This is a genomic window from Streptomyces justiciae, from assembly GCF_015163075.1.
GTDB classification, from domain to species: Bacteria; Actinomycetota; Actinomycetes; order Streptomycetales; family Streptomycetaceae; genus Streptomyces; species Streptomyces justiciae.
The window spans coordinates 31,129-55,022 of sequence record NZ_JADDXU010000016.1 but is presented as its reverse complement, the minus strand read 5'-3'; the positions used below and the strand labels follow the sequence as shown (position 1 = coordinate 55,022).

18 protein-coding genes are annotated in these 23,894 nt (G+C 71.6%); 4 read left to right on the top strand and 14 right to left on the bottom strand.

Translation table 11 applies throughout. The annotated features are described in order from the left end of the window. Positions 1-82: 82 nt before the first annotated feature. The 4 genes from IQ210_RS35100 to IQ210_RS35085 form a co-directional block, all read right to left on the bottom strand. Positions 83-928, bottom strand: a complete 846-nt coding sequence (locus IQ210_RS35100; protein ID WP_194083241.1) for an inositol monophosphatase family protein — start codon at positions 926-928, stop codon at positions 83-85. Positions 929-1,022: 94 nt separating this feature from the next. Beyond that, on the bottom strand, positions 1,023-2,849 hold the full coding sequence (locus IQ210_RS35095; protein ID WP_194083240.1) for a gamma-glutamyltransferase family protein: 1,827 nt from the start codon (positions 2,847-2,849) through the stop codon (positions 1,023-1,025). A gap of 103 nt (positions 2,850-2,952) precedes the next feature. Then, entirely contained in the window at positions 2,953-3,624 is a 672-nt protein-coding gene (locus IQ210_RS35090; protein WP_194083239.1) for a response regulator, read from the bottom strand. A 184-nt stretch (positions 3,625-3,808) separates the two neighbouring features. Next, positions 3,809-4,981 carry a sensor histidine kinase gene (locus tag IQ210_RS35085; RefSeq protein WP_194083238.1) on the bottom strand — a complete coding sequence of 391 codons (1,173 nt, stop codon included), beginning with the start codon at positions 4,979-4,981 and terminating at the stop codon, positions 3,809-3,811. 167 nt (positions 4,982-5,148) lie between these two features. On the opposite strand from IQ210_RS35085, the gene IQ210_RS35080 reads away from it, so the two are divergent. After that, on the top strand, positions 5,149-6,156 hold the full coding sequence (locus IQ210_RS35080; protein ID WP_194083237.1) for a carboxymuconolactone decarboxylase family protein: 1,008 nt from the start codon (positions 5,149-5,151) through the stop codon (positions 6,154-6,156). Positions 6,157-6,405: 249 nt separating this feature from the next. After that, positions 6,406-7,065, top strand: a complete 660-nt coding sequence (locus IQ210_RS35075; protein WP_194083236.1) for a hypothetical protein — start codon at positions 6,406-6,408, stop codon at positions 7,063-7,065. A gap of 32 nt (positions 7,066-7,097) precedes the next feature. On the opposite strand, the gene IQ210_RS35070 is transcribed toward IQ210_RS35075, so the two are convergent. The 9 genes from IQ210_RS35070 to IQ210_RS35030 all read right to left on the bottom strand — a co-directional run bounded on the left by IQ210_RS35070 (position 7,098) and on the right by IQ210_RS35030 (position 18,478). Next, positions 7,098-8,648 carry an NCS1 family nucleobase:cation symporter-1 gene (locus IQ210_RS35070; protein ID WP_194083235.1) on the bottom strand — a complete coding sequence of 517 codons (1,551 nt, stop codon included), beginning with the start codon at positions 8,646-8,648 and terminating at the stop codon, positions 7,098-7,100. A gap of 118 nt (positions 8,649-8,766) precedes the next feature. Beyond that, positions 8,767-9,786, bottom strand: a complete 1,020-nt coding sequence (locus IQ210_RS35065) for a TIGR03842 family LLM class F420-dependent oxidoreductase (RefSeq protein WP_194083234.1) — start codon at positions 9,784-9,786, stop codon at positions 8,767-8,769. An 11-nt stretch (positions 9,787-9,797) separates the two neighbouring features. Then, entirely contained in the window at positions 9,798-11,201 is a 1,404-nt protein-coding gene (gene hydA / locus IQ210_RS35060; RefSeq protein WP_194083233.1) for a dihydropyrimidinase, read from the bottom strand. Positions 11,202-11,232: 31 nt separating this feature from the next. Continuing rightward, on the bottom strand, positions 11,233-12,075 hold the full coding sequence (locus tag IQ210_RS35055; protein WP_059195362.1) for a nitrilase-related carbon-nitrogen hydrolase: 843 nt from the start codon (positions 12,073-12,075) through the stop codon (positions 11,233-11,235). 155 nt (positions 12,076-12,230) lie between these two features. After that, entirely contained in the window at positions 12,231-13,778 is a 1,548-nt protein-coding gene (locus IQ210_RS35050; protein ID WP_194083232.1) for a PucR family transcriptional regulator, read from the bottom strand. 25 nt (positions 13,779-13,803) lie between these two features. Continuing rightward, positions 13,804-15,087, bottom strand: coding sequence for an aspartate aminotransferase family protein (locus IQ210_RS35045; protein ID WP_194083231.1), 1,284 nt, complete (start codon positions 15,085-15,087; stop codon positions 13,804-13,806). Continuing rightward, entirely contained in the window at positions 15,084-15,926 is an 843-nt protein-coding gene (locus IQ210_RS35040; protein ID WP_194083230.1) for a nitrilase-related carbon-nitrogen hydrolase, read from the bottom strand. The genes IQ210_RS35045 and IQ210_RS35040 overlap by 4 nt, the downstream gene beginning before the upstream one ends. A 170-nt stretch (positions 15,927-16,096) precedes the next feature. Further along, entirely contained in the window at positions 16,097-18,094 is a 1,998-nt protein-coding gene (locus tag IQ210_RS35035; protein ID WP_194083229.1) for a hypothetical protein, read from the bottom strand. A 132-nt stretch (positions 18,095-18,226) separates the two neighbouring features. Continuing rightward, positions 18,227-18,478 (bottom strand): helix-turn-helix domain-containing protein, encoded by a 252-nt coding sequence (locus tag IQ210_RS35030; protein ID WP_194083228.1) that lies wholly within the window; start codon positions 18,476-18,478, stop codon positions 18,227-18,229. A gap of 33 nt (positions 18,479-18,511) precedes the next feature. On the opposite strand from IQ210_RS35030, the gene map reads away from it, so the two are divergent. Beyond that, positions 18,512-19,285 (top strand): type I methionyl aminopeptidase, encoded by a 774-nt coding sequence (gene map / locus IQ210_RS35025; RefSeq protein ID WP_194083227.1) that lies wholly within the window; start codon positions 18,512-18,514, stop codon positions 19,283-19,285. Positions 19,286-19,515: 230 nt separating this feature from the next. After that, on the top strand, positions 19,516-22,059 hold the full coding sequence (locus IQ210_RS35020; RefSeq protein WP_194083226.1) for an ATP-dependent Clp protease ATP-binding subunit: 2,544 nt from the start codon (positions 19,516-19,518) through the stop codon (positions 22,057-22,059). Here the strand turns inward: IQ210_RS35020 and ggt are convergent. Next, on the bottom strand, positions 22,054-23,850 hold the full coding sequence (gene ggt, locus IQ210_RS35015; protein WP_194083225.1) for a gamma-glutamyltransferase: 1,797 nt from the start codon (positions 23,848-23,850) through the stop codon (positions 22,054-22,056). The two genes, IQ210_RS35020 and ggt, sit on opposite strands and share 6 nt — an antisense overlap. Positions 23,851-23,894 lie beyond the last annotated feature (44 nt).

Sequence of the window (23,894 nt, the reverse complement as noted above, 5' to 3'; positions counted from 1 at the left end):
GTCACCGTCGGTCGATGAGCGAGGGCCGGCCATCGACCCCGTACCGTCATCCGACCAGCCACCTCTCGTGCCGCGCTGGACTTCAGACCGTGTCCGCCAGTACCTCCGCGATACGCCGGGCCGTGGCGATGTCCCTGGCGGCGGTGAACGGCAGGGCGTTGCCGCCGGTGATGCGGAACGGCTCGCCGGTGCGGGTGAGGTGGGCGCCGCCCGCCTCCTCGACGAGGAGCAGCCCGGCGGCGTGGTCCCACGCGGCCTCCCAGGAGAACGCGGTGGCGTCCAACTGCCCGCGGGCGATGGCCAGATACTCCAGGCCGGCCGAGCCGCAGGGCCGCGGCGCGAGTCCGTCCCGCCACAGTCCGCGCAGGGCGTGCTTCTGCTCGTCCGTCGTGTAGTCCGGGTGGGACGTGGCCACTTCGAGGTCGCGGCCGGGCTCGGGCGGGCCGGCGTACAGCCGCTCCCCGTCGAGGAACGCGCCCTGACCCCGTACGGCCGTGGCGAGTTGGTCGCGGGCGGCCGCGTACGTCCACGAGGCGCGCACGACGCCGCCCTGCGCCAGCGCGATCAGCGTGCAGAAGCCGGGGTCGCCGTGCACGAACTGCCGTGTCCCGTCGACCGGGTCGACGATCCAGACCGGGGCGTCGCCGCATATCGCGTCGTACGAGGCCGGGTTGGCGTGCACCGCCTCCTCGCCGACCACGACCGAGCCGGGCAGCAGCGCGCCGAGCACCTCGGTCAGATACTGCTCGGCGAGCCGGTCGGCGTCGGTCACCAGGTCGTGCGGTCCGCTCTTCTCGTCGACCTCGTGGGCGGCGAGCCGGCGGAAGCGGGGCATGATCTCGGCCGCGGCGGCCTTGCGGACCGCCTCCTCCACGTCGGCCGAGTGGCGGGCGAGAAACTCGTCGATGGTTTCCGTGTCTACGATCATGCCCCCATGAGAGCACGCGCCACTGACAATCCCCACCCGGCGGGTGGATGCCGGGTGGAATCGGGATGAACTCGCGAAGGCGCAGGCCCGGGGCTCATCGCCCCACGGCGTACCCCTGCATCCCGCGCGGGTTGGCCGCCGCCGACAGCACCCCGGTCTCCGGGTCCCGCGCGACGGCGCACAGCCGCCCTTCCGACCAGGCGTCCCCCACGGTCACGTCGTGCCCGCGCCGCCGCAGCTCGTCGACGACCTCCGCGTCCATGCGCGCCTCGACGGTGACGCTCCCGGGCCGCATGCCGCGCGGGTAGAAGGAGCCGGGGAAGCTGTCGTTGTGCCAGTTCGGGGCGTCGACGGCGCCTTGCAGATCGAGGCCGCCGCGCACGGCCGCCCGCAGCGCGACGGCGAGGAAGAAGTGCAGCTGCCACTGGTCCTGCTGGTCCCCGCCGGGCGTGCCGAACGCCATGACCGGCACTCCGTCGCGCAGCGCCAGGGAGGGCGTGAGGGTGGTCCGGGGCCTCCGGCCAGGGGTGAGCGAGTTGGGGAGGCCCTCCTCCAGCCAGGTCATCTGGAGCCGGGTGCCGAGCGGGAAGCCGAGCTCGGGCACGACGGGGTTGGACTGCAACCAGCCCCCGCTCGGGGTGGCGGCGACCATGTTGCCCCACCGGTCGACGACGTCGAGGTGGCAGGTGTCGCCGCGGGTGGCACCGTCGGCGCCGACGCCGGGCTCCCCCGGTACCGGGGAGGTGGGCGGCTTCGCGACGGTCGGCTCGCCGACGCCCATGGCGCTGCCCCCGGGCTCCTCGGCGGCCACCAGGTGCGCGTGCTCGCACAGCCGGGGCGCCCGCCCGCCGGGGCTCCCGGGCCGCAGTTCGTACGAGGCCTTCTCCCCCACGAGCTCCCGCCGCCCGGCGTTGTACGCGTCCGACAGCAGCTCCGCGAGCGGCACCTCACCGGCGTCCCCGTACCAGGCCTCCCGGTCCGCCATGGCGAGCTTGCAGCCCTCGACGAGCAGATGCACGTACTCGGCGGACCCGTACGCCGGAAGCTCCGCCGGCAGCAGGGCGAGCTGCTGCAACAGCACCGGTCCCTGGCTCCAGGGCCCGGCCTTGCACAGGGTCCAGCCGTTCCAGTCGTACGTCGCCGGCGCCTCGTAGGTCGCGGACCACCCGGCGAGGTCGGCGGCCGTCAGCGTCCCGGTGTGCCGCTCCCCGCTGGTGTCCATGGTGGGCCGCGCGGCCTGCCGCACGAGCGCTTCGCCGATGAAGCCGGTACGCCACACCTCCCTCGCGGCCTCGATCTGCGCGACCCGGTCCCCGGCCCCGTCGACCTCGTCGAGCAGCCGCTTCCAGGTGGCGGCGAGGGCGGGATTCCGGAACAGCTCACCGGTCCTCGGAGCCTTCCCGCCCGGCAGATACACCTCCGCCGAAGAGGTCCACTCCGTCTCGAACAGCTCCCGTACGGTCTCGACGGTGGCGCCGACGTTCTCCACGGGCGCGTGGCCGTGTCCGGCGTACCCGATGGTGTACTTGAGGACGTCGGCGAGGGACTTGGTGCCGTGGTCCCGGAGCAACACCATCCAGGCGTCGAAGGCACCGGGGACGGCGGCGGCGAGGGGCCCGGTGCCGGGTACGAGATCCAGCCCGAGCGAGCGGTAGTGCGCGACGGTGGCCCCGGCGGGCGCGACTCCCTGCCCGCACAACACACGTACGTCCCCACCGGCGGGCGCCAGCAGGATCGGCACCTCCCCGGCAGGGCCGTTGAGATGCGGCTCGACGACGTGCAGCACGAACGCCCCTGCCACGGCGGCGTCGTACGCGTTGCCGCCGTCTTCCAACACCGCCATCGCCGACTGCGAGGCCAGCCAGTGCGTGGAGGAGACCATGCCGAAGGTGCCCTGGAGGGTGGGGCGGGTGGTGAACACGGGCGGACTCCTCACGACGCGGCGACGGTTCGCTGATCGTACGCAGACGCCGCCGGCGGCTGGACGGCCTGCCCGGCCCTCTCCCCTGCCTGTCTCGTCCCGCTCATCCGGCCGTCCCTCCCCGGGCCGTCACCAGCCCCGACTCGTACGCGAACACCACCAACTGCGCCCGGTCCCGCGCCCCCAGCTTCGTCATCGCCCGGCTCACATGGGTCTTCGCGGTGAACGGGCTGATCACCATGTGCTCGGCGATCTCCTCGTTGCTGAGCCCGCGCGCGGCCAGTGCCGTGACCTCGAGTTCGCGGCGGGTGAGGCACTCCAGACCGGGGGCGGTGGCGCGGTCGGGTGGGCGGGAGACGAACTCGCCGATGAGGGTGCGGGTGACCGACGGGGACAGCAGGGCCTCGCCGCGCGCCACCACCTCGATGGCCTGCAACAGGTCCGCCGGTTCGGTGTCTTTGAGGAGGAAGCCGCTGGCGCCCGCCCGCAGCGCCTCGAACACGTACTCGTCCAGGCCGTAGTTGGTGAGGATCACGACCCGGACGGCCGCCAGCGCCGGCTCCGCCGCGATCCTGCGCGTCGCCTCGATGCCCGTCATCACCGGCATCTGTACGTCGATCAGCGCGATGTCCGGCACCTGGGCGCGAACCAGCTCCACGCCCCGTTCCCCGTCCGCCGCCTCCCCCACCACCTCGATGCCGTCCTCGGCATCGAGCAGCGCCCGGAAGCCGGCCCGCATCAGGGCCTGGTCGTCGACGAGGGCGACGCTGATCACGCGGCCACCTCCAAGGACAGCTCGGCGCACATCGCAGAGCCCCTCACGCCGGCACCTCCATGGACAGCTCGGCACGCATCGCCCGTCCCCTCACGCCGGCACCTCCAAGGACAGCTCGGCACACATCGCCCGTCCCCTCACGCCGGCACCTCCAAGGACAGCTCGGCACACATCGCCCGTCCCCTCACGCCGGCACCTCCAGCGGCAGTTCCGCCCGTACCGAGAAGCCGCCCTCCGCGCGCGGAGCCGCCCGCAGGGTGCCGCCCAGTGCCGTGACGCGTTCGTGCATGCCGCGCAGGCCGATGCCGGGGGTGACGGGGCGGTTCGGGTCGGCGTTGCCGTCGTCCTCCACCAGCACCGTCACGCACTCGTCCCCGTACGCCAGTCGTACGCCCACCTTCGCCGGCCCGGCATGTCGCGCCGCGTTCGTCAGCGCCTCCTGGACTATCCGGTACACCGCCCGGTCGACCGTCGCGGCCAAGGGCTTCTCCTCGCCCTCCAGGGTCAGTTCCACCGCAAGCCCTGCGGCCCGAGCCCGCTCCACCAGCAACGCCGGCGTGCCCGTGGGCTCGTCGGTGCGCAGCACCTCCAGCGTGGCCCGGAGTTCGCGCATGGCCTCGCCGCTCGCCTCCTGGATGGCGAGCAGTGCCTCCGGTACCTCCTCGCCGCGCTTGCGCGCGAGATGCACCGCAACGCCCGCCTGGAGCTTGACGATCGAGATGCTGTGGGTCAGAGAGTCGTGCAACTCCCTGGCGATGCGCAGCCGTTCCTCTCCCGCGCGGCGCAGCGCGACCTCCTCCCGGGTGCGTTCCGCCTCCAGGGCGCGCTGTTCCGTCTGGCGCAGGTAGGCCTGCCAGTTGCGGTCGGCCAGGCCGGTCACGACCGCGCACAGGAACCAGCCCATGAGCAGCGCGGCCTGCTCGACGATCTGCCGGGTCGTCGGACCGGTCGCGAGATACGCCACCAGGAACACCCCGCCCGCGACGGCCGCCCACGCGCGGTGTCCCACGCGGGCCGCCACGTGGCTCGCGGCGATGACGGGGAGGGCGGCGGGCGGGCCCGGGTGGGCATGCAGGACGTACGCCGCACCGCTCGCCATCGCCACGGCCAGCACCACCCTGGGTGCCGTGCGGTACAGCGCCAGGACGGCCGACGCGACAGCGATCAACGCGTAGTCGACGACGGTCGTGTCCGTGTCGAAGGCCGCCGTGACCCCGACGAGCGCGCCGACGAGAACCGCGAGGACCACATCGACGAGCCGCTCACGCGCGGCTGCCCGAGTACCCGGCCCACCGCCCGCCCCCGTTGTCGCCCCCGACGCCGTACCTGCGGCCGTCCCGCCCTGGATCCCGCTCATGTCCGCAGACTAAGCCGCCGCACCGACCCCCGCGTCAGCCCTGTGGACAACTCCGCGGCTACTCCCCCCGTAGTAGTCCGGCACCCCCTCCGGCCTCGGTGTCGCAGCGGCAACTCCCTTCCGCCGTACGACGACCGGGCCCCCACCCCCGGCGCACGCTGTCGTCCATGTCCACTTCATTCCGCTACACCGAGCCCCTGCCGCCCAAGGCGGCCACCGGACGCACCGCCGAGGTCTACGCGCAGCTCTCCCGCGACTTCGGCATCGACGAGCCGCCCACCTTCGTGGTGCTGTCCTCCGCACCGGAACTCCTCGCCGCCACCTGGGCGTTGACGCGCGAGTCCCTGATCGCCGGCCCCGGCAGCCGTACCGGCAAGGAGCTCGCGGCGCTCGGGGTGTCGCTCGCCAACAAGTGTCCGTTCTGCGTGGACGCGCACACCGTGCTGCTGCACGCCACCGGCGACCACGCCATGGCCGAGCGCATCGCCAAGGGGCATCAGCCGGAGAACGAGAAGCACGCGCGCGTGCTGGACTGGGGACGCCGGAGCCGGGTGCCGGGCGCCACCCTGGGCGACGGGCCGCTGCCCTTCCCGCGCGAGGAGGCACCGGGCTATCTCGGCACCGTGCTCGCCTTCCACTTCATCAACCGCGTCGTGTCCGCCCTGCTGACCGAGAAGATGCTGCCGTGCAACCTCCAGCGGTTCCGCACGGTCCGCAGTCTCGCGGGCCGCACCCTCGCCCGGACCGTGCGCCGCACCGCCGTGCCCGGTGAGAGTCTCGCGCTGCTCGACCGCCCCGACCCCGGCGAGGCCCCCGCGTGGGCGGGCGGCACGCCGGTCGGTGTCGCCTACGCGGCGCTGCTCAGGGCCGCTATGGCGGGCGCGGGCCTGCTCACCCGCGAGGACCAGGACGCGGTCGAGGAGGTCCTTCAGGACTGGAACGGGGAGCACCCCTCACTCGCCCTCCCCGGCGTCCCCGGCCGGGACGAGCGGCCCGGGGCGCGGCTCGTGCTGCTGGCCGCGCTGGCGCCGTACCGCATCACGGACGAGGACGTGGCGGCGTGGCGCCGGCCGGAGCACACCGACCACTGCCTCGTGCACCTCGTGTCGTACGGCGCGTTCCTCGCGGTCGACCGGATCGAGTCGGCGTTCCACCGCGACATCGCACGGACATAACAGGACACTCGGCGCGTCAACTGCGGTCCTCCGTCACCGCACATGCACGGAGCGAGTTGGCACTACCGCCCCACAGGGACTCGTGTGACACTGGCGTCCCGTCCACAGTGCGGACACCCTCCGCACCGCCTCCCGTCCACCGTGCGGGCGCCCCCGCACCGCCCCGTCCGTGTCGCGGGCGAACCCCGCACCGCCCCCCGTCCGCTGTGCGGACCCGTTCCGCACCCATCCCCCACGAGAAGTGCGCCTGTGCGTTCCCTGCCTCTGCCGCTCGCCCTGACCGCACGTCTGTCGCCGGTCGTCGTGCTCGCCGCCGCGGGCTGGACGCTGTCGTCCGGCCCCGCCTCGACCGGCGACCACGAGTCCGCGTCGAAGGGCGGCGGCGGCACCAAGTCCGCGTCGGCCCCCGCCACCGCAGCGGCCACGAAGACGTACGCCGCCTCACCCGCCCCCTGCGGCAGCGTCACGGTGAAGAACATCAAGTCGCTGGTCCCGGGCGCCAAGACGGCCGGCAAGGAGATCCCGTCGACGGACACGAAACTCCGCCGCACCTGCTCCTGGAACGCGCTCAAGGGCTACGACTACCGCTGGCTCGACGTCTCGTACGAGATCACGGACTCGGACGAAGCGGCGGAGAAGACGTACAAGGAGCGCATCGAGGAGAAGAGCGGCGGAGGGGACGTCCCGGGCCTCGGCGACCAGGGCTACTCCGTCGTGAACCTCACCACGGAGGACAAGCAGCAGACGCGCGAGGGCGTGGTGATCGTCCAGGCGTCCAACGCGCTGGTGGTCGTCACGTACAACGGCAGCGACTTCGAGTCGAAGAAGGCACCCGACACCGACGTCATCAACAAGGGCGCCATCAAGGCGGCGAAGGACGCGGTGGCGGCGTTGGAGGGCGGCCAGTAGCTCCGCCGACCGGCCCTCCAACGCCATGCCCGTCACACGCGTTCCTGCTCCCTCCCCAGCGGCAGCATCAGCGCGACGTACAGCACCAGCGAGGCGCCGAGTCCCACGGCCCAGCCGTAGTCGGCCAGCGGCTTGAGGAACGGGATCAGTCCGTCCGTCGGGAACGGTCCCGTCTTGGACCCGTCGGCGCCCACGCCCGAGTACGAACCGCCGACCGCGAGCACACCGCCGACGACGAAGGCGAGGATCGCCCGCCAGTTCCAGCCGTTGGAGTACCAGTAGCGACCGCCCGGCGTGTACAGGTCCGCCAGGTGCAGGACCGTACGGCGCACGATCCAGTAGTCGGCGATGAGGATGCCCGCGACCGTGCCGAGCAGTCCGCCGACCACGCCGAGCCAGGTGAAGATGTAGAACTCCGGCGTCGAGATCAGCTTCCACGGGAAGATCAGGATGCCGACGACACCCGTGATCAGCGCGCCCGTACGGAAGTTGATGAGCTTCGGCGCGAGGTTCGCGAGGTCGTACGCCGGTGACACCACGTTCGCCGCGATGTTCACCGAGATGGTCGCGACCAGCACGATGATCAGCGCGAAGAGCAGACCGAAGGCGTTGTCCGCCTTGGCGGCAAGGGTGACCGGGTCCCAGATCGCCTCGCCGTAGACGACCTCGGAGCCGGAGGTGACCAGCACCGCGAGGACCGCGAACAGCGTCATGGTCGTCGGCAGACCCAGCGACTGCCCCCACGTCTGCGCCTTCTGACTGGCACCGAAGCGCGTGAAGTCGGGGATGTTCAGCGACAGCGTCGCCCAGAAGCCGATCATGCCCATCAGCGACGGGAAGAAGACCGGCCAGAAGTCAGGCCCCCAGCCCAGCTTCGACGGCTGGTCGAGCAGCGCGCCGAAGCCGTCCGCCTTGACCGCGATCCACACCAGCAGCACCAGCGCGCCGACGATCACGAAGGGCGCGGCCCAGTTCTCGAAGTGCCGCAGGAAGTCCATGCCGCGGTAGATGATCGCGATCTGCAACGCCCAGAACAGCAGGAAGCACAGCCACAGCGGCCACGGGTTCCCGGCGATCTTCCCCGCGTTCTCCCAGTGCCCGCCGGTGAGTTTGGAGCCGAGGGCGAAGATGCCGCTGCCGCCGATCCAGGTCTGGATGCCGAACCAGCCGCAGGCCACGGCCGCCCGGATCAGCGCCGGGATGTTGGCGCCGCGCAGCCCGAAGGAGGCACGCGCCAACACCGGGAAGGGGATGCCGTACTTGGGGCCGGCGTGCCCGGTCGCCAGCATCGGCAGCAGCACGATGATGTTGGCCAGGGCGATGGTGAACACGGCCTGCTTCCAGTCCATCCCGAGCGCGACCAGGCCGGAGGCCAGGGTCCAGCTGGGGATGCAGTGGGCCATGGAGATCCACAGGGCCGCGAAGTTGTACGTCGTCCACTTGCGTTCGGAGACCGGTACGGGACGCAGGTCCTCGTTGGCGAAGGGACTGTCGGCGGGAAAGGCCTCGGGGCTGAGTTCGATACGGCCGCCGGCGTCGGCGGACTGGGATATGTGCGACCCCGTGGGGACTGTGTCGGTCATGGGCAGGCCAATCAGTGAGCGGGACGGGAGAGGCCGTGCGGGGGCCTTGGGCCCCTCTCCGCCCCGGGACGGCGGGGAGAGAGGGGTGTCAAGGTGTGGGGGGTCGGAGAGGTGGGGCTCAGGCGTTGACGGCGGGGATCACCTTCGTGCCGTAGGCGTCGATGGTCGTCTCCTGCGCGTCGTGCATGTCGTAGACGGCGAACTGGTCGACGCCCAGCTCGCGCAGGGCATTGAGCTTCTCGATGTGCTTCTCGACGGGCCCGATGACGCAGAACCGGTCGACGATCTCGTCCGGGACGAACGCGGTGTCGGGGTTGTCGGCCCGTCCGTGATGCGAATAGTCGTACCCCTCACGGGCCTTGATGTAGTCCGTGAGTTCGTCCGGTACGGCGGCCGAGTGCTCGCCGTACTTCGACACCAGGTCGGCGACATGGTTGCCGACCATCCCGCCGAACCAGCGGCACTGCTCACGCGCGTGAGCGAGCGCCTCGGGCGAGTCGTCCTCGGTGACATAGGCGGGGGCGGCGACACAGATCTTGACGTCGGACGGGTCACGACCGGCGGCGACCGCCGCGTCCTTCACCGCCTTGACCATGTACTCGGTGAGATACAGGTCGGCGAGCTGGAGGATGAACCCGTCGGCCTCCTCCCCCGTCATCTTCAGCGCCTTCGGACCGTACGCCGCCATCCACACGGGGAGTTCGGCGTCCTCCTTGATCCAGGGGAACTTGATCACCGTGCCGCCGAGGTCGGCCTCCTGGCCGGAGCCGAGGGCGCGGATGACCTTCATGGCCTCGCTGATGCGGGCCAGGGTGTTGGGGGTGCGGCCCGCGACGCGCATCGCCGAGTCGCCGCGGCCGATGCCGCAGACCGTGCGGTTGCCGAACATGTCGTTGAGGGTGGCGAAGGTGGAGGCGGTGACCTCCCAGGTGCGGGTGCCCGGGTTGGTGACCATCGGGCCGACCGTCAACTTCGTGGTGTTGGCGAGGATCTGACTGTAGATCACGAACGGTTCCTGCCAGAGCACCGCGGAGTCGAAGGTCCAGCCGTAGGTGAAGCCGTTGCGCTCGGCGCGCTTCATCAGGCTGACGACCTTCGAGGCCGGCGGGTCGGTCTGCAGGACGAGTCCGAAGTCCATGGGCGCCACTCCTAGTTGAGGTACTGACAGGTGGAACGGGGGGTGTAGACGCCGTGCCCGGCATGCCCGGTGTACTCCCGCTCGGTGATGACGAGTTCGCCGCGCGAGAGCACGGATTCGACCCGGCCGGTGACGCGCTTGCCCTCGTACGCCGAGTAGTCGACGTTCATGTGGTGCGTCTCGACGGACATGACCTGCTCGGCGTGCGGGTCGTAGATCACGATGTCCGCGTCGGCGCCGGGGGCGATGGTGCCCTTCTTCGGGTACATGCCGAACATGCGGGCCGGGGTGGCGCAGGCGATCTCGATCCAGCGGCGGCGCGTGATGTGTCCGTCGACGACGGCCTGGTGGAGCAGGTCCATGCGGTTCTCGACGCCGGGGAGGCCGTTGGGGATCTTCGAGAAGTCGCCGCGGCCGAGCTCCTTCTGGCCGACGAAGCAGAAGGGGCAGTGGTCGGTGGAGACGACCTGGAGGTCGTTGGTCCTGAGGCCCTGCCACAGCTTGGCCTGGTGCTCCTTGGGGCGAAGGGGCGTGCTGCACACGTACTTCGAGCCCTCGAAGTCCGGCTCGGCGAGGTTGTCCGTCGACAGGAACAGGTACTGCGGGCAGGTCTCGCCGAAGACGTTGAGCCCCTCGTCACGCGCCCGCGCCAGCTCGGCCACTGCCTCCATGGCCGAGACGTGCACGACGTACAGGGGGGCGCCCGCGACCTGGGCGAGCTTGATGGCGCGATGGGTGGCCTCGGCTTCGAGGAGGGCCTTGCGCACCTCCCCGTGATAGCGCGGGTCGGTCTCCCCGCGCGCCAGCGCCTGCTCGACCAGCACGTCGATCGCGATGCCGTTCTCGGCGTGCATCATGATCAGGCCGCCGTTCTCGGCGGAGCGCTGCATGGCACGGAGGATCTGGCCGTCGTCGGAGTAGAAGACGCCGGGGTAGGCCATGAACTGCTTGAAGGAGGTGACGCCTTCCTCGACCAGCAGGTCCATCTCCTTGAGCGTCTCCTGGTTCACATCGGAGACGATCATGTGGAAGCCGTAGTCGATCGCGCAGTTGCCCTCCGCCTTGGCGTGCCAGGCGTCGAGGCCCTCGCGCAGGGAGTGGCCGACGCTCTGCACGGCGAAGTCGACGATCGTGGTCGTACCGCCCCAGGCGGCGGCCCGGGTGCCGGTCTCGAAGGTGTCGGAGGCGAAGGTGCCGCCGAACGGCAGCTCCATGTGGGTGTGGGCGTCGACGCCACCGGGGATGACGTACTTCCCGGTGGCGTCGATGGTCCGCTCGCCGGTGAACGCTTCGGCGGCGGACGTGCCCGAGGCGGCGAGGGCGGCGATGCGGCCGTCCTCGATCAGCACGTCGGCGTGGATCTCGTCGGACGCGGTGATGACGAGACCACCGCGGATGACGGTACGGCTGCTCATGGTCCCTCTCCTGCCAGGGTGATGGGTTCGGTCAGGGTGCGGTCAGCGGCGGGTAGGCGTCCGGACGGCGGTCGCGGTAGAACTGCCAGCGGTCGCGGACCTCGCGCAGCTTGGCCAGGTCCAGGTCGCGGACGACGAGTTCGGTCTCCTTGTCGGAGGCGACCTCGCCGACGAACTGGGCCTCCGGGTCGACGAAGTAGGTCGTCCCGTAGAAGTCGTTGTCGCCCAGCTCCTCGACGCCCACCCGGTTGATCGCGCCGACGAAGTACTCGTTGGCGACGGCCGCGGCCGGCTGCTCCAACTGCCAGAGGTAGGCGGAGAGTCCGCGCGAGGTGGCCGACGGGTTGAAGACGATCTCGGCGCCCGCGAGGCCCAACGCCCGCCAGCCCTCCGGGAAGTGGCGGTCGTAGCAGATGTAGACGCCGATCTTCCCGACCTTCGTGTCGAAGATCGGCCAGCCGAGGTTGCCGGGACGGAAGTAGAACTTCTCCCAGAATCCCGGAACTTGGGGAATGTGGTGCTTGCGGTACTTGCCGAGGTACGAGCCGTCCGCGTCGATCACCGCGGCCGTGTTGTAGAGGACTCCGGGCTGCTCCTCCTCGTACATCGGCAGAATCAGGACGATGCCCAGCTCCTTGGCCAGCGCCTGGAACCGCTTGACGATCGGCCCGTCCGGGATCTGCTCGGCGTACTCGTAGAACGCCTTGTCCTGGACCTGGCAGAAGTAGGGCCCGTAGAACAGCTCCTGGAAGCACAGGACCTGAGCACCCTGCGCGGCCGCGTCGCGGGCCGCCTGCTCGTGTACCTGGATCATCGATTCCTTGTCGCCCGTCCACGCGGTCTGGAAGAGGGCGGCACGGATCACTCTGCTCATCGGGACCTCCGGTCGCTCGGTGTGCGAGAAGACTAGGAAGCCCGAAAACCGGCTTTGAGTTGCAGCGTGTCACGTCTGCGGGCGTGCGGCGTGCCACGGTGTCACCCTTGCGCAAGCCCATGTTTCACCGCCGTTTTCCCAGGTCATGGCATGTTTCAGCTCTGTTGCGCGTCGTGCGCGAGGAGCGCGATGTGCACCGAGGCGGCCTGCTCGAAGTCGTCGAGGTCGACGCCGAGCCGGGTCTGTATCGCTTCGAGGCGCCGGTACAGCGCGGGGCGTGAGACGTGGTGGAGCTGGGCGGTGCGGGACTTGTTGCGGCCGGTCGCGAGATACGTCCGCAGGACGGCCAGCAGCCCCTCCCCCGGACCCGAGTCGCACAGCAGCCCGTCCAACTCCCGCTCGGCGAAGGACTGCACATGCGGGTCGTCCCGCAACAGCCGTATCAGGCCCCGCAGATGGACGTCCTTGAGGCGTACGACGGCCGGAAGGTCGAGCGCCCCGGAGGCGACCGCGTCGGCGACGTGCTGGGCCTCGCGCATCCCGGCGGGGACGTCGTCCCAGACCGTGCGCGGGTCGGCCGCGGCCACGACGGTCTGCGTCAGCCGGGCCGCGAAGTTCGCCGTCAGGACGGCGGCGTCCTGGTCCCGGGCCAGGCTCAGCAGTACGGCGGTCACTCCGTCGGCGAGTTCGGCGACGAGCCCCGGAAGCCCCAACAGCCGCAGCACCCGGTCGAGTTCGGCCGGATCTCCGTCCCGTACGACGAGCGGCACGAACGTCCGTCGGTTGACGGGCAGTCCGGCGGCCCGCGCCCGCGGCAGCAGCTGCCGTGCCGGTACGACCCCGCTGACGAGGTCGGTGAGCAGGCTCTGCGCGGACTGCTCCTCCCAGGTGTGGGCGGAGTTGCCGCCGAGCATGCGGTGCAGGACGAGGGCCTCGGCGGCCCGGTCGGCCAGCAGCCGTCCGGAGGCGGTGTCCCCGCGATAGCCGCACAGCAGGATCTGCCCCCAGCGTTCCCCGCGTCCGCCCAGTTCGGCACGGATCCAGCCGTCGCCCTCGGTGCCGCCGGCCTGCCGGGCGATGCGCTCCCAGTCGCGCAGTACGTCGTCCACGGCCGGCCGCTCCCCGGCGGTGGCGAGGACGCGGTGGGCGAGGTTGGTGACGACGACCGGGCAGGCGCTGTGCTGGGCGACCTCGTCGAGGAGTCGCTGGAGCGGGGCGCCCGCGGTGATGAGGCCGGTGAGGGAGGTGCGGACGGCCTCGGACAGGCTGACGGCCGCGAACTTCCGCCGGACCAGCCGGGATTGCACCTCCTCCGTCAACTCGGCGAAGGGGAAGGGCCGGTGGAGGACGACCATGGGCAGCCCGCACCGCTCGGCGGCCCGGCGCATCACGTCCGGCGGGGCCGGGAAGGCGCGGCCCAGACCGAGGACGACGGCGGCGGCCTCGGCGCGGTGCAGCGACTGGATGTACTCGGCCTGCGCGCCCTCGTCGCCGGCCAGCAGCACGCCTGTGGTGAGGACCATCTCGCCGCCGGTGAGCATGACGCCGACGTCGGCGGCCTCGGCGACATGCACCCAGCGCACCGCCCGGTCGAGCTGGGCCGCGCCGGCCACCACCTCGGGCTCCCCGGCGAGCACCCGTTCCAGGGTGAGGACCTGGCGGACGGACAGGGCCGGTTCCAGATGGTCCAAGGTGGTGGTCATGGCGTACGTCCCTTGCTGCGTGCTGCTACTGAATGCTCCTCAGAGCGTTCTCGAGGATCGCGGCGCCCTCCTCGGCCTCCGCGACGGTGAGGGACAGCGGCGGGGCGACCCTCAGCGCGCTGGTGTTGTGGCCGCCGCCCTTGCCGATGAGCAGCCCGTCCGCGCGGCACGCCTCCAGCACCGCGCTCGCCGCGTCCGGGTCGGCCTGGTCGGTGCCGGGTTTCACCAGCTCGATGCCGAGCATCAGCCCGCGGCCCCGGACCTCGCGCACGCCGGGCACCTGCGCGGCGACGCCCCGGAGCCGCTCGATGAGGAGTCCGCCGACGCGCCGGGCGTTGCCCTGGAGGTCGTGTTCCAGGAGGTACGACAGGTTCGCGAGCCCCGCCGCCATGGTGATCTGGGTGCCGCCGAACGTCGAGATGCTGTTGGCGTCCAGGCAGTTCATGATCTCGGCGCGGGCGACGACACCGCCGATGGACATGCCGTTGCCGATGCCCTTGGCGAAGGTGAGGATGTCGGGCGGACCGTGCTGCCCGTGGGCCTGCCAGCCCCAGAAGTTGTCGCCGGTGCGGCCCCAGCCGGTCTGCACCTCGTCGGCGATCCACAGGATGCCGCGCTCGGCGAGCACCTCGCGGAAGGCGGCGTACAGCCCGTCCGGCGGAGAGGTGAAGCCGCCGACGCCCTGGATCGGCTCGGCGATCAGGGCGGCGGGCGGGCGGGTGTGGCCGAGGAGGTCCTTCAGGTCCTCGACGCAGGCCGCGATGAAGTCGTCGTCGCTCAGCTCGGCGTACGGGCCGCGGGTGCGGACGCCGCCATGGACGTACAGCGTCTGGAGCGGGGACAGCGAGGTCGGGGACCAACCGCGGTTGCCGGTGATGCCGACGGCGCTGAAGGAGCGGCCGTGGTAGCTGTTGCGCATCGCCAGGATGGTGTTGCTGCGGCGGTAGGTGGTGGCGAGAAGGAGAGCCGTGTCGTTGGCCTCGGTGCCGGAGGTGGTGAAGAAGACGCGGGCGTCCGGGATGCCGGACAACTGGCTGATCCTCTCGGCCAGTTCGACCATGGGCCGGTTGAGGTAGAGCGTGGACGAGTGGATGATCCTCCCGGCCTGTTCGCTCACCGCCTTGGTGACCTCGGGCAGCGCATGGGCGGTCATCGTGGTCAGGATGCCGCCGAAGAAGTCGAGGTACTTGTTGCCCTCGGCGTCCCACACGTAGCGGCCCTCGCCGTGCGTGATCTCCAGCGGCTCCTCGTAGTAGAGGGCGAGCCAGTCGGGGAGGACGGAACGATGACGTGCGAACAGGTCGTTCACGGCTGCACCAGCCCCTCGTACGCGTCGGGCCTGCGGTCCCGGTAGAAGGCCCACTGCTGCCGTACCTCTTCGATGAGGTCGAAGTCGAGGTCGCGGACGACGAGTTCCTCGACCTTGTCACTGGCCGTGTCCCCGACGAACTGACCGCGCGGGTCGACGAAGTACGACGTCCCGTAGAAGTCGTTGTCGCCGTACTCCTCGACGCCGACGCGGTTGATCGCGGCGACGAAGTACTCGTTGGCGACGGCGGCGGCCGGCTGTTCGAGCCGCCAGAGGTAGCTGGACAGGCCGCGGTGGGTGGCGGAGGGGTTGTAGACGAGCTGGGCGCCGTTCAGGCCGAGTTGACGCCAGCCCTCCGGGAAGTGCCGGTCGTAGCAGATGTATACGCCGACCTTTCCCACGGCCGTGTCGAAGACCGGCCATCCCATGTTGCCCGGCTTGAAGTAGTACTTCTCCCAGAAGCCCTTGACTTGCGGGATGTGGTGCTTGCGGTACTTGCCGAGGACGGTGCCGTCGGCGTCGATCACGGCGGCGGTGTTGTAGTAGAAGCCGGACTGCTCCACCTCGAAGACCGGCACCACGATCACCATGCCGGTCTCGCGGGCGAGGTCCTGCATACGGCGCACGGTCGGCCCGTCGGGCACCGGCTCGGCCCACCGGTAGTGCTCCGGCTCCTGGACCTGGCAGAAGTAGGGGGCGTTGAACACTTCCTGGAAGCCGATGATCTTCGCACCCTGGCGGGCCGCCTCGCGGGCGTGCTCCTCGTGTTTCGCCACCATGGACTCGGTGTCGCCGGTCCAGGTGGCCTGGACCAGAGCGGCACGAACGACGTTGGCCATGAGCTGCTCCTTCGACGGGACGTCAGAGCCTCTACGCCCGTAGATGCAGGCCGTAGAGGGTCGAAAGTAAGCCTCTCCAGCAGCCTTGCCAAGACCATCGTCGTTAACCCGCGGAGTCGATCACGTTTCACACTCACGTGGGTGAGCGGAGGCGGGTCGGCCGGGCCTGCTCAGGCCGTGAAACCTGCGACCCGGAGCGCGTGGACGAGGTCCCAGTGGCGTTCCTCCGAGACCCCCTGGGAAGCCTCCAGCAGCAGGGGTACGAGGGTCTGCGGCCCCGGTGCGGCGCTGCGGGCGGCCTCCTCCGGGGTGCGGACGCGGACGTACGCGTCGAGCAGCGCGCGCACCTCACGCCGGCGCCCCTCGTGGACGAGCCCGAGCACGGCCTGCCCGATCTCCTCGGCGGGCCGTACGACGCCCTGCCGCAGCACCTGCTCCCCGTCCGTGCCGCGCCCCGCCTCCACCAGCGCGTCCGCCGCCGCGACCAGCCGCTCCGCGGGCAGCGAGGCCGCCTCCCACAGCAGGGTCGCCCAGTCGGCGCCGAGCCCGGCGTGCTGGAGTTCGGCGGCGAGCAGCGGGAAGCGGGCGGCGGGCCAGTAGGCGGCGTCGACCAGCAGCGCGTGCGCCTCCCCGCTGCGCCCCTCGCGACGCAGCCGTACGAGCTGCTCGACGGCCTGCGCCACCTCCCGCCGGTCCCCGTTGTCCAACCGCTCGACCTGCGGCTCCGGCGCCTCCACCGCCGCACCGGCCCCGGCGAACCGGGCTCCGCGCGGGGTGCGCCGCCCGGTGGCGGGCTGGGCCGGAAGAGTCGGCGCCGCAGCGGGCGGTACGACGACAGGAGCGGCGTCCTCCTCGACCATCCCGGCGAACCGCGCACTGCCTCGGCGGCGTTTGCGCTGCTTGGGGGTGGGTGCGGCGTTGGTGGCGGGCCCGGAGCCGGCGGAGGGCGCCTCGGCCTGCCCACCGACCGCGCCAGGACCATGGGCGCCCTCGGGGGTGCCGGGCCCTGACGGGGAGTCCGCGGCCACGTTCGCGGGATCACCGAGGCCGTGGCGGGCGTCGGCCGTCGGGGCGGGGGCCTGCCAGTGCCGCTGACCAGCAGCGCCGGGGGAATCGGCCGGGAAGCCTCCGGGGCCGGAGCTCTGGGCGGCCGTCCGGGCACCGGGCCGCTCGGGGCGCTGATCCGCGAAGACCGGGACACCACCCGCGAAGACATCGCCATCCACTCCCTGGGCGGCCGTCCGCGCTCCTGCTTGCCATCCCTGGCCCGCGGGCCCCTGCCAGGCGTCCCGTGGGCCGTCCGCCGCGGCGCGCTCGTGCCACTCCTGGCCCGCGCCGCCTCCCCCGGAGCCCGGCGCGCCGCCGGGACCGGTCTCCCTCGCGGCTTGCGTCGGCCAACCGGTCGCGCCCGCCTCCGCAGCGGTACGTGCGTCACGCTGCTGCGGCATGCTCGACGGCCCACCGCCGTATGGGCCACGACCGGGCTGCTGCCCGGCACCAGGACCCGCCTGCCCCACACCACCGCCACTCGCGCGGGCCCCGCCCAGGCCCGCCTGCCCGGTGCCACCCGCCCGCGCCCCTCCGGCCTCGTCGCCGACGCGGAGCACAGCCCCGTCGTTCACCTGCCCGCGCCGGATCACCTGGGCCTGCCCGCCCCCCGTGCGGCGGTCCAAGTCGGCCATGCGGGTGCGGAGTTCGGTGCAGCGGGCGGTCGCGCGTTCGTGGTCGTCGCGGGCCCAGGCGAGGTCCAGGCGGATCGCGTCGGCGGCTTCCCGGGTGGCGGCGGTGGCGAGCAAGTGGCCGAGTTCCGCCTGGCGTTCGGCGGCGTAACGCTGTTCGCGGAGCATCACGTCGAGGCGGTCACCGAGGGCGTCACGGGCGCCCGGCCGGGCGTCGTACGCGGCGAGGGCCTCGGCGTGCAGGGCCCGGGCCCGTTCGACTTCGGGCGCGGCGACGGCGGGACCGTACTCCGTGGCGAGGTCCTGGAGGAGGGCCTCCACCACGTCCCAGGGCGGCACTTCACGCCCTTCGAGACAGGCCTGCATCCCCTCGGGGTCGCGCTGCCAGAACACCGCGCACCAGCCGCCGCCCTGATCCAGGCGCGCCAGCAGACCGTCCAGGTAGTTCACGAACTCCCGTATGCACCCTGGGAGTTGATCCACTGCCATCGTTCAACTCCCGCCAGACCGGAGCACTCCGGTCCGTAAGACAACACGAGCCGTGTTACGAACACGCTACGAAGAGTTTTCGGACTGGACGCAGAGTACGCCGCACCTTCCGGAACGTGACGTGCGGCAAGGTCACACGGGAGCCAGCGCGCACCTCTCCACGATCTCGTCCATCGACAGCCCGAGCGTCCGCGCCAGCGCCGCCACCGTGAAGAACGCCGGCGTCGGCGCACGGCCGGTCTCGATCTTCCGCAGGGTCTCGGCCGAGAGGCCCGCGCTCGCCGCGACGTCGGCCATGCTGCGACCGCCGCGCGCCTCACGCAGCAGCCGGCCGAGCCGCTCGCCGCGTTCACGCTCTTCGGGGGTCAGGGGGGTGCGCACCATGCCACCCATTCTAATACCGGTATAGTAATTGGCATGGTGGAGCTGAAGACAGACACATCGATCGACGCCATGTACGAGGCCGGGCAGGTCGTCGGACGTGCCCTGACGGCCGTGCGCAAGGCCGCCGACGTGGGCGTTTCCCTGCTGGAGCTGGACGAGGTGGCCCACGACGTCCTCCGGGAGGCGGGCGCGTCCTCGCCCTTCCTCGGCTACCGGCCCTCCTTCGCGCCGACTCCGTTCCCGGCCGTCCTCTGCGCCTCCGTGAACGACGCGATCGTGCACGGCATCCCGACCCGCTACCGGCTGCGCGACGGCGACCTGGTCTCCGCGGACTTCGGCGCCGAACTCGGCGGCTGGGTGGGCGACTCGGCGATCAGTTTCACGGTCGGCACACCGCGCGAGGCGGACCTGCGCCTGATCGAGGCGGCGGAGCGGGCCCTGGACGCCGGCATCGCGGCGGCCGTCGTCGGCAACCGCATCGGCGACATCGCGCACGCGATCGGCACGGTGTGCCGCTCGGCCGGCTACGGCATCCCGGACGGCTTCGGCGGACACGGCATCGGCCGCCGGATGCACGAGGACCCGGGCGTCCCGAACGAGGGCCGCCCCGGCCGGGGCATGAAGCTGCGGCACGGCATGGTCCTCGCCATCGAGCCCATGGTGATCGGCGGCGGCACGGACGGCTACCACGCCGACGCCGACGGCTGGACCCTGCGCACCAACGACGGCTCCCGCGCGGCCCACGCCGAGCACACGGTGGCGATCACGGACGCGGGCCCCCGCATCTTGACGGCCCGAATCGACTGACGCCCTCGGGGTCGTCCTGAAGGTGCTGCGCGGCAACGATCGTGCGATCGTGTTCTACGAGCGCCAGGGCGGCCCGCGCACGGCCGGGCGTCCGCCGTAGAGGTGCACGTGGGTCGTACGACGGAGAAGTGGTCGCAGGTGTAACCGGCTGCGGCCCGGGTTACCCGACTCCGGCACGTCGATCAGCGAGGGCGTCCCGGGCCCCGCAGGGACGCCGGATGGGAACGGCCATGAGCAGCGGCTTCAGCGGACCCGAAGGCTACGACCCCTTCGGCGAGTTCCTCGCCCGTTTCTTCGGCGGGCCCCGCCCCGGCCCCCGGCAGATCAACATCGGCCAGCTGCTGAGCCAACCGGCCCGGGAGCTGGTCCGGGGTGCCGCCCAGTACGCCGCCGAGCACGGCAGCCGGGACCTGGACACCCAGCATCTGCTGCGGGCCGCGCTGTCCGCCGAGCCGACCCGGAGTCTGCTCAGCCGGGCCGGCGCGGACCCCGACGAGTTGGCGACGGAGATCGACGAGCGGTCGGGCCCGGTGATGCACCCGCCGGGCGAGGCCCCGCCGCCGACCTCGCTCTCGCTGACGCCTGCCGCGAAGCGGGCCCTGCTCGACGCGCACGACCTGGCCCGGTCCCGCGGCGCCGGTTACATCGGCCCCGAGCACGTCCTCAGCGCGCTGGCCGCCAACCCCGACTCGGCGGCGGGCCACATCCTCAACTCGGCCCACTTCGCGCCGACCGGCCTGCCGCCCGAGGCCGCCCCCGACGCCGGTACGGCCCGCACCGAGCGCCCGCGCGACACCGGCACCCCGACGCTCGACAAGTACAGCCGCGATCTCACGGACCTGGCCCGGCGGGGCGGTATCGACCCGGTCATCGGGCGGGACGAGGAGATCGAGCAGACCATCGAGGTGCTCTCCCGGCGCGGCAAGAACAACCCGGTCCTCATCGGTGACGCGGGGGTCGGCAAGACCGCCATCGTGGAGGGGCTCGCCCAGCGGATCGCCGACGGGGACGTGCCCGACGTGCTCATCGGGCGGCGGGTGGTCGCCCTCGACCTGACGGGCGTGGTCGCGGGCACCCGCTACCGGGGGGACTTCGAGGAGCGCCTCAACTCGATCGTCTCCGAGATCCGCGCGCACTCCGACCAGTTGATCGTCTTCATCGACGAGCTGCACACCGTGGTCGGCGCGGGCGGTGGCGGCGAGGCCGCCTCCATGGACGCCGGCAACATCCTCAAGCCCGCCCTCGCGCGCGGTGAGTTGCACATCGTCGGCGCGACCACGCTGGAGGAGTTCCGCCGGATCGAGAAGGACGCGGCGCTGGCCCGCCGTTTCCAGCCCATCCTCGTGCCCGAGCCGTCCGTCGCGGACGCGTTGGAGATCCTGCGCGGGCTGCGCGACCGCTACGAGGCCCACCACCAGGTCCGCTACACCGATGAGGCGTTGACGGCGGCCGTCGAGCTGTCCGACCGCTATCTCACCGACCGCCGCCTGCCCGACAAGGCGATCGACCTCATCGACCAGGCGGGCGCGCGGGTACGGCTGCGGGCCCGCACCAAGGGCACGGACGTACGCGCCCTGGAACGCGAGGTCGAGCAGCTCGTCCGGGACAAGGACCAGGCCGTCGCCGACGAGCAGTACGAGCAGGCCATGCAACTGCGCGACCGCATCACGGAGTTGAAGCAGCGGATCGGCGAGGCGGCCGGCGACGGCACGGCCGACGAGGGCCAGCACCTGGAGGTGACCGCCGAGGCCATCGCCGAAGTGGTCTCCCGGCAGACGGGCATCCCGGTCGCCAGCCTCACCCAGGAGGAGAAGGACAAGCTGCTCGGCCTGGAGGAACACCTGCACCAGCGGGTCGTCGGCCAGGAGGAGGCGGTCCGGGTCGTCTCCGACGCGGTACTGCGCTCCCGCGCGGGCCTCGCCAGCCCCGACCGCCCGATCGGCAGCTTCCTCTTCCTCGGCCCGACCGGCGTCGGCAAGACGGAGCTGGCCCGCGCGCTCGCCGAGGCGCTGTTCGGCAGCGAGGAGCGCATGGTCCGCCTGGACATGAGCGAGTACCAGGAGCGGCACACCGTCAGCCGTCTGGTCGGCGCCCCGCCCGGATACGTCGGCCACGAGGAGGCGGGCCAGCTGACGGAGGTCGTCCGCCGCCACCCGTACTCGCTGTTGCTGCTGGACGAGGTCGAGAAGGCCCACCCGGACGTCTTCAACATCCTCCTCCAGGTCCTCGACGACGGCCGCCTCACCGACTCGCAGGGCCGCACGGTCGACTTCACCAACACGGTCGTGGTGATGACCAGCAACCTCGGCTCCGAGGCGATCACCCGGCGCGGCGCCGGCATCGGCTTCGGCGCGGGCGGCGCGGAGGCCGACGAGGAGGCGCGGCGCGAACAGATCCTGCGCCCGCTGCGCGAGCACTTCCGCCCCGAGTTCCTCAACCGCATCGACGAGATCGTCGTCTTCCGCCAGCTCACGGAGGAACAACTCCGCCAGATCACCAACCTGTTGCTGGACCGCACCCGCCGCATGCTGCACTCCCAGGGCGTCACCGTCGACTTCACGGAGACGGCGGTCGACTGGCTCTCCCGCAAGGGCTACCAGCCGGAGTACGGCGCCCGCCCCCTGCGCCGCACGATCCAGCGCGAGGTCGACAACCAGCTGTCGCGGCTGCTGCTGGACGGCCGGGTGCAGGAGGGCGGCAGCGTCACGGTGGACGTGGAGGGCGAGCAGCTCGCGTTCCGCACGGAGGGCGAGCCGCCCGCCCCGGAGCTATGACGCGGGGTACACCACCTGCGCCGAGCCGCCGCCGCGCCGTACGGTCTCGGCGGCGGCCAGCCACTTCCCACCCGGCAGCCGCTGCACCCCGGTAGCCGCCCCGATCTCGGCGTTCAACCGGAACCCGTGCCCGATGGCCTCCAACTGTGTCCTCAAGTCACTGTTGTAGAGCCCGGGTTCGAGTTCGGTGGTGGTCTGGTTCCGCTGACTCGCCCGCGGCGCGGCGATCGCGTCGACGAGCGGCATCCCCCGGTCCACGAACTCGGTCAGCACCTGCAGAACCGTCGTGATGATCGTCGCCCCGCCGGGCGAACCCAGCGCCACCACCGGCTTGTTGTGCTGGTCGAGCACGATCGTCGGCGAGATGGACGACCGCGGCCGCTTCCCGGGCCCCGGCAGGTTCGGGTCGTGCACGGCCGGGTTGGCGGGAACGAAGGAGAAGTCGGTCAGCTCGTTGTTGAGGATGAACCCGCGCCCGGGAACGGTGATCCCGCTGCCGCCGGTCTGCTCGATGGTGAGCGTGTAGGAGACGACGTTCCCCCACTTGTCGGCCACCGTCAGATGCGTGGTGTTCTCGCCCTCGTACGTCGTCGGCGCCGCCGTGCCATCCGAGGAGCACGCCGCGGGATTCCGCGGATCACCCGGCGCCAGCGGGCTGGTCAGCACCGCGTCGTCCTTGATGAGGCACTCGCGCGAGTCCGCGTACTGCTGCGACAGCAGCCCCTTCGTCGGCACGTCCTCGAAGGCGGGGTCGCCGACCCAGCGGCCGCGGTCCGCGAACGCGATCCGGCTGGCCTCGATGTAGCGGTGCAGGTACTGCACCTCGCTCGCCTTCGAAAGGTCCGTGTTCTCCAGGATGTTGAGCGCCTCACCGACCGTGGTGCCGCCGGAGGAGGAGGGGGCGATGGAGTAGACGCCGAGGCCGCGGTACGAGGTCTTCGTCGGCTTCTGGAGCTTGGCCTCGTAGGCCGCGAGGTCCTTCTCCGACAGGTCGCCGGGACGGGCGTTCCAACCCGAAGCGGGGTCCACGGGAGGCTTGTTGACGGTGTCGACGATGTCGTCGCCGAGGTCGCCGTGGTAGATCGCGCCGACGCCCTTCTTGCCCAACTCGGCGTAGGTGCGGGCGAGATCGGGGTTCTTGAAGGTGGAGCCGACGACGGGGAGGGCGCCGTTCGGGAGGAACAGCTTCGCCGTGTCGGGGAAGTAGCGGAAGCGCGTCTCGTTGAGGGCGGTCTGCGCGCGGAAGGTGTCGTCGACCGTGAACCCGTCGCGGGCGATCCTCTCCGCCGGTTTCAGGACCGTGCCGAGGCGTCTGCTGCCCCACTTGTCGAGGGCGGTCTCCCAGGTGGCGGGTGTGCCGGGGGTGCCGACGCTCAGGCCGCTGGTCACCGCGTCGGCGAAGGCGAGGGGCTGGCCGTTCTCCACGAACAGACCGGAGTCGGCGGTCAGCGGGGCCGTCTCCCGGCCGTCGATGGTGTGCACCGTACGGGACTTGGCGTCGTAGTAGACGAAGTAGCCGCCCCCGCCGATGCCGGAGGAGTAGGGCTCGGTGACGCCGAGCGCGGCGGCCGTGGCGACGGCGGCGTCGACCGCGTTGCCGCCCTTCCTCAGCACCTCGATGCCGGCGGCGGAGGCGTCCGCGTCGACGCTGGCCACGGCACCGCCGTAGCCGACGGCGACGGGCACCTTCGGTGGTGTCGTGGCGGTTGTCGGTGGCGCCGCCGCCCCGACCGACACCACGGCGGCCGAGACCGCGAGCACCGACAGTTTCCGCGCGACAGGGCGACGCATGCGCACCTCCACTAAAGGGCCGTTCGCGCAGCCTATTGCAATGC

Coding starts and splice junctions, on each gene's coding strand:
- IQ210_RS35100 (WP_194083241.1), bottom strand. CDS start 928: ATGATCGTAGACACGGAAACCATCGACGAGTTTCTCGCCCGCCACTCG.
- IQ210_RS35085 (WP_194083238.1), bottom strand. CDS start 4,981: ATGAGCGGGATCCAGGGCGGGACGGCCGCAGGTACGGCGTCGGGGGCG.
- IQ210_RS35080 (WP_194083237.1), top strand. CDS start 5,149: ATGTCCACTTCATTCCGCTACACCGAGCCCCTGCCGCCCAAGGCGGCC.
- IQ210_RS35070 (WP_194083235.1), bottom strand. CDS start 8,648: ATGACCGACACAGTCCCCACGGGGTCGCACATATCCCAGTCCGCCGAC.
- IQ210_RS35065 (WP_194083234.1), bottom strand. CDS start 9,786: ATGGACTTCGGACTCGTCCTGCAGACCGACCCGCCGGCCTCGAAGGTC.
- hydA (WP_194083233.1), bottom strand. CDS start 11,201: ATGAGCAGCCGTACCGTCATCCGCGGTGGTCTCGTCATCACCGCGTCC.
- IQ210_RS35055 (WP_059195362.1), bottom strand. CDS start 12,075: ATGAGCAGAGTGATCCGTGCCGCCCTCTTCCAGACCGCGTGGACGGGC.
- IQ210_RS35050 (WP_194083232.1), bottom strand. CDS start 13,778: ATGACCACCACCTTGGACCATCTGGAACCGGCCCTGTCCGTCCGCCAG.
- IQ210_RS35040 (WP_194083230.1), bottom strand. CDS start 15,926: ATGGCCAACGTCGTTCGTGCCGCTCTGGTCCAGGCCACCTGGACCGGC.
- IQ210_RS35035 (WP_194083229.1), bottom strand. CDS start 18,094: ATGGCAGTGGATCAACTCCCAGGGTGCATACGGGAGTTCGTGAACTAC.
- IQ210_RS35030 (WP_194083228.1), bottom strand. CDS start 18,478: ATGGTGCGCACCCCCCTGACCCCCGAAGAGCGTGAACGCGGCGAGCGG.
- map (WP_194083227.1), top strand. CDS start 18,512: ATGGTGGAGCTGAAGACAGACACATCGATCGACGCCATGTACGAGGCC.
- IQ210_RS35020 (WP_194083226.1), top strand. CDS start 19,516: ATGAGCAGCGGCTTCAGCGGACCCGAAGGCTACGACCCCTTCGGCGAG.
- ggt (WP_194083225.1), bottom strand. CDS start 23,850: ATGCGTCGCCCTGTCGCGCGGAAACTGTCGGTGCTCGCGGTCTCGGCC.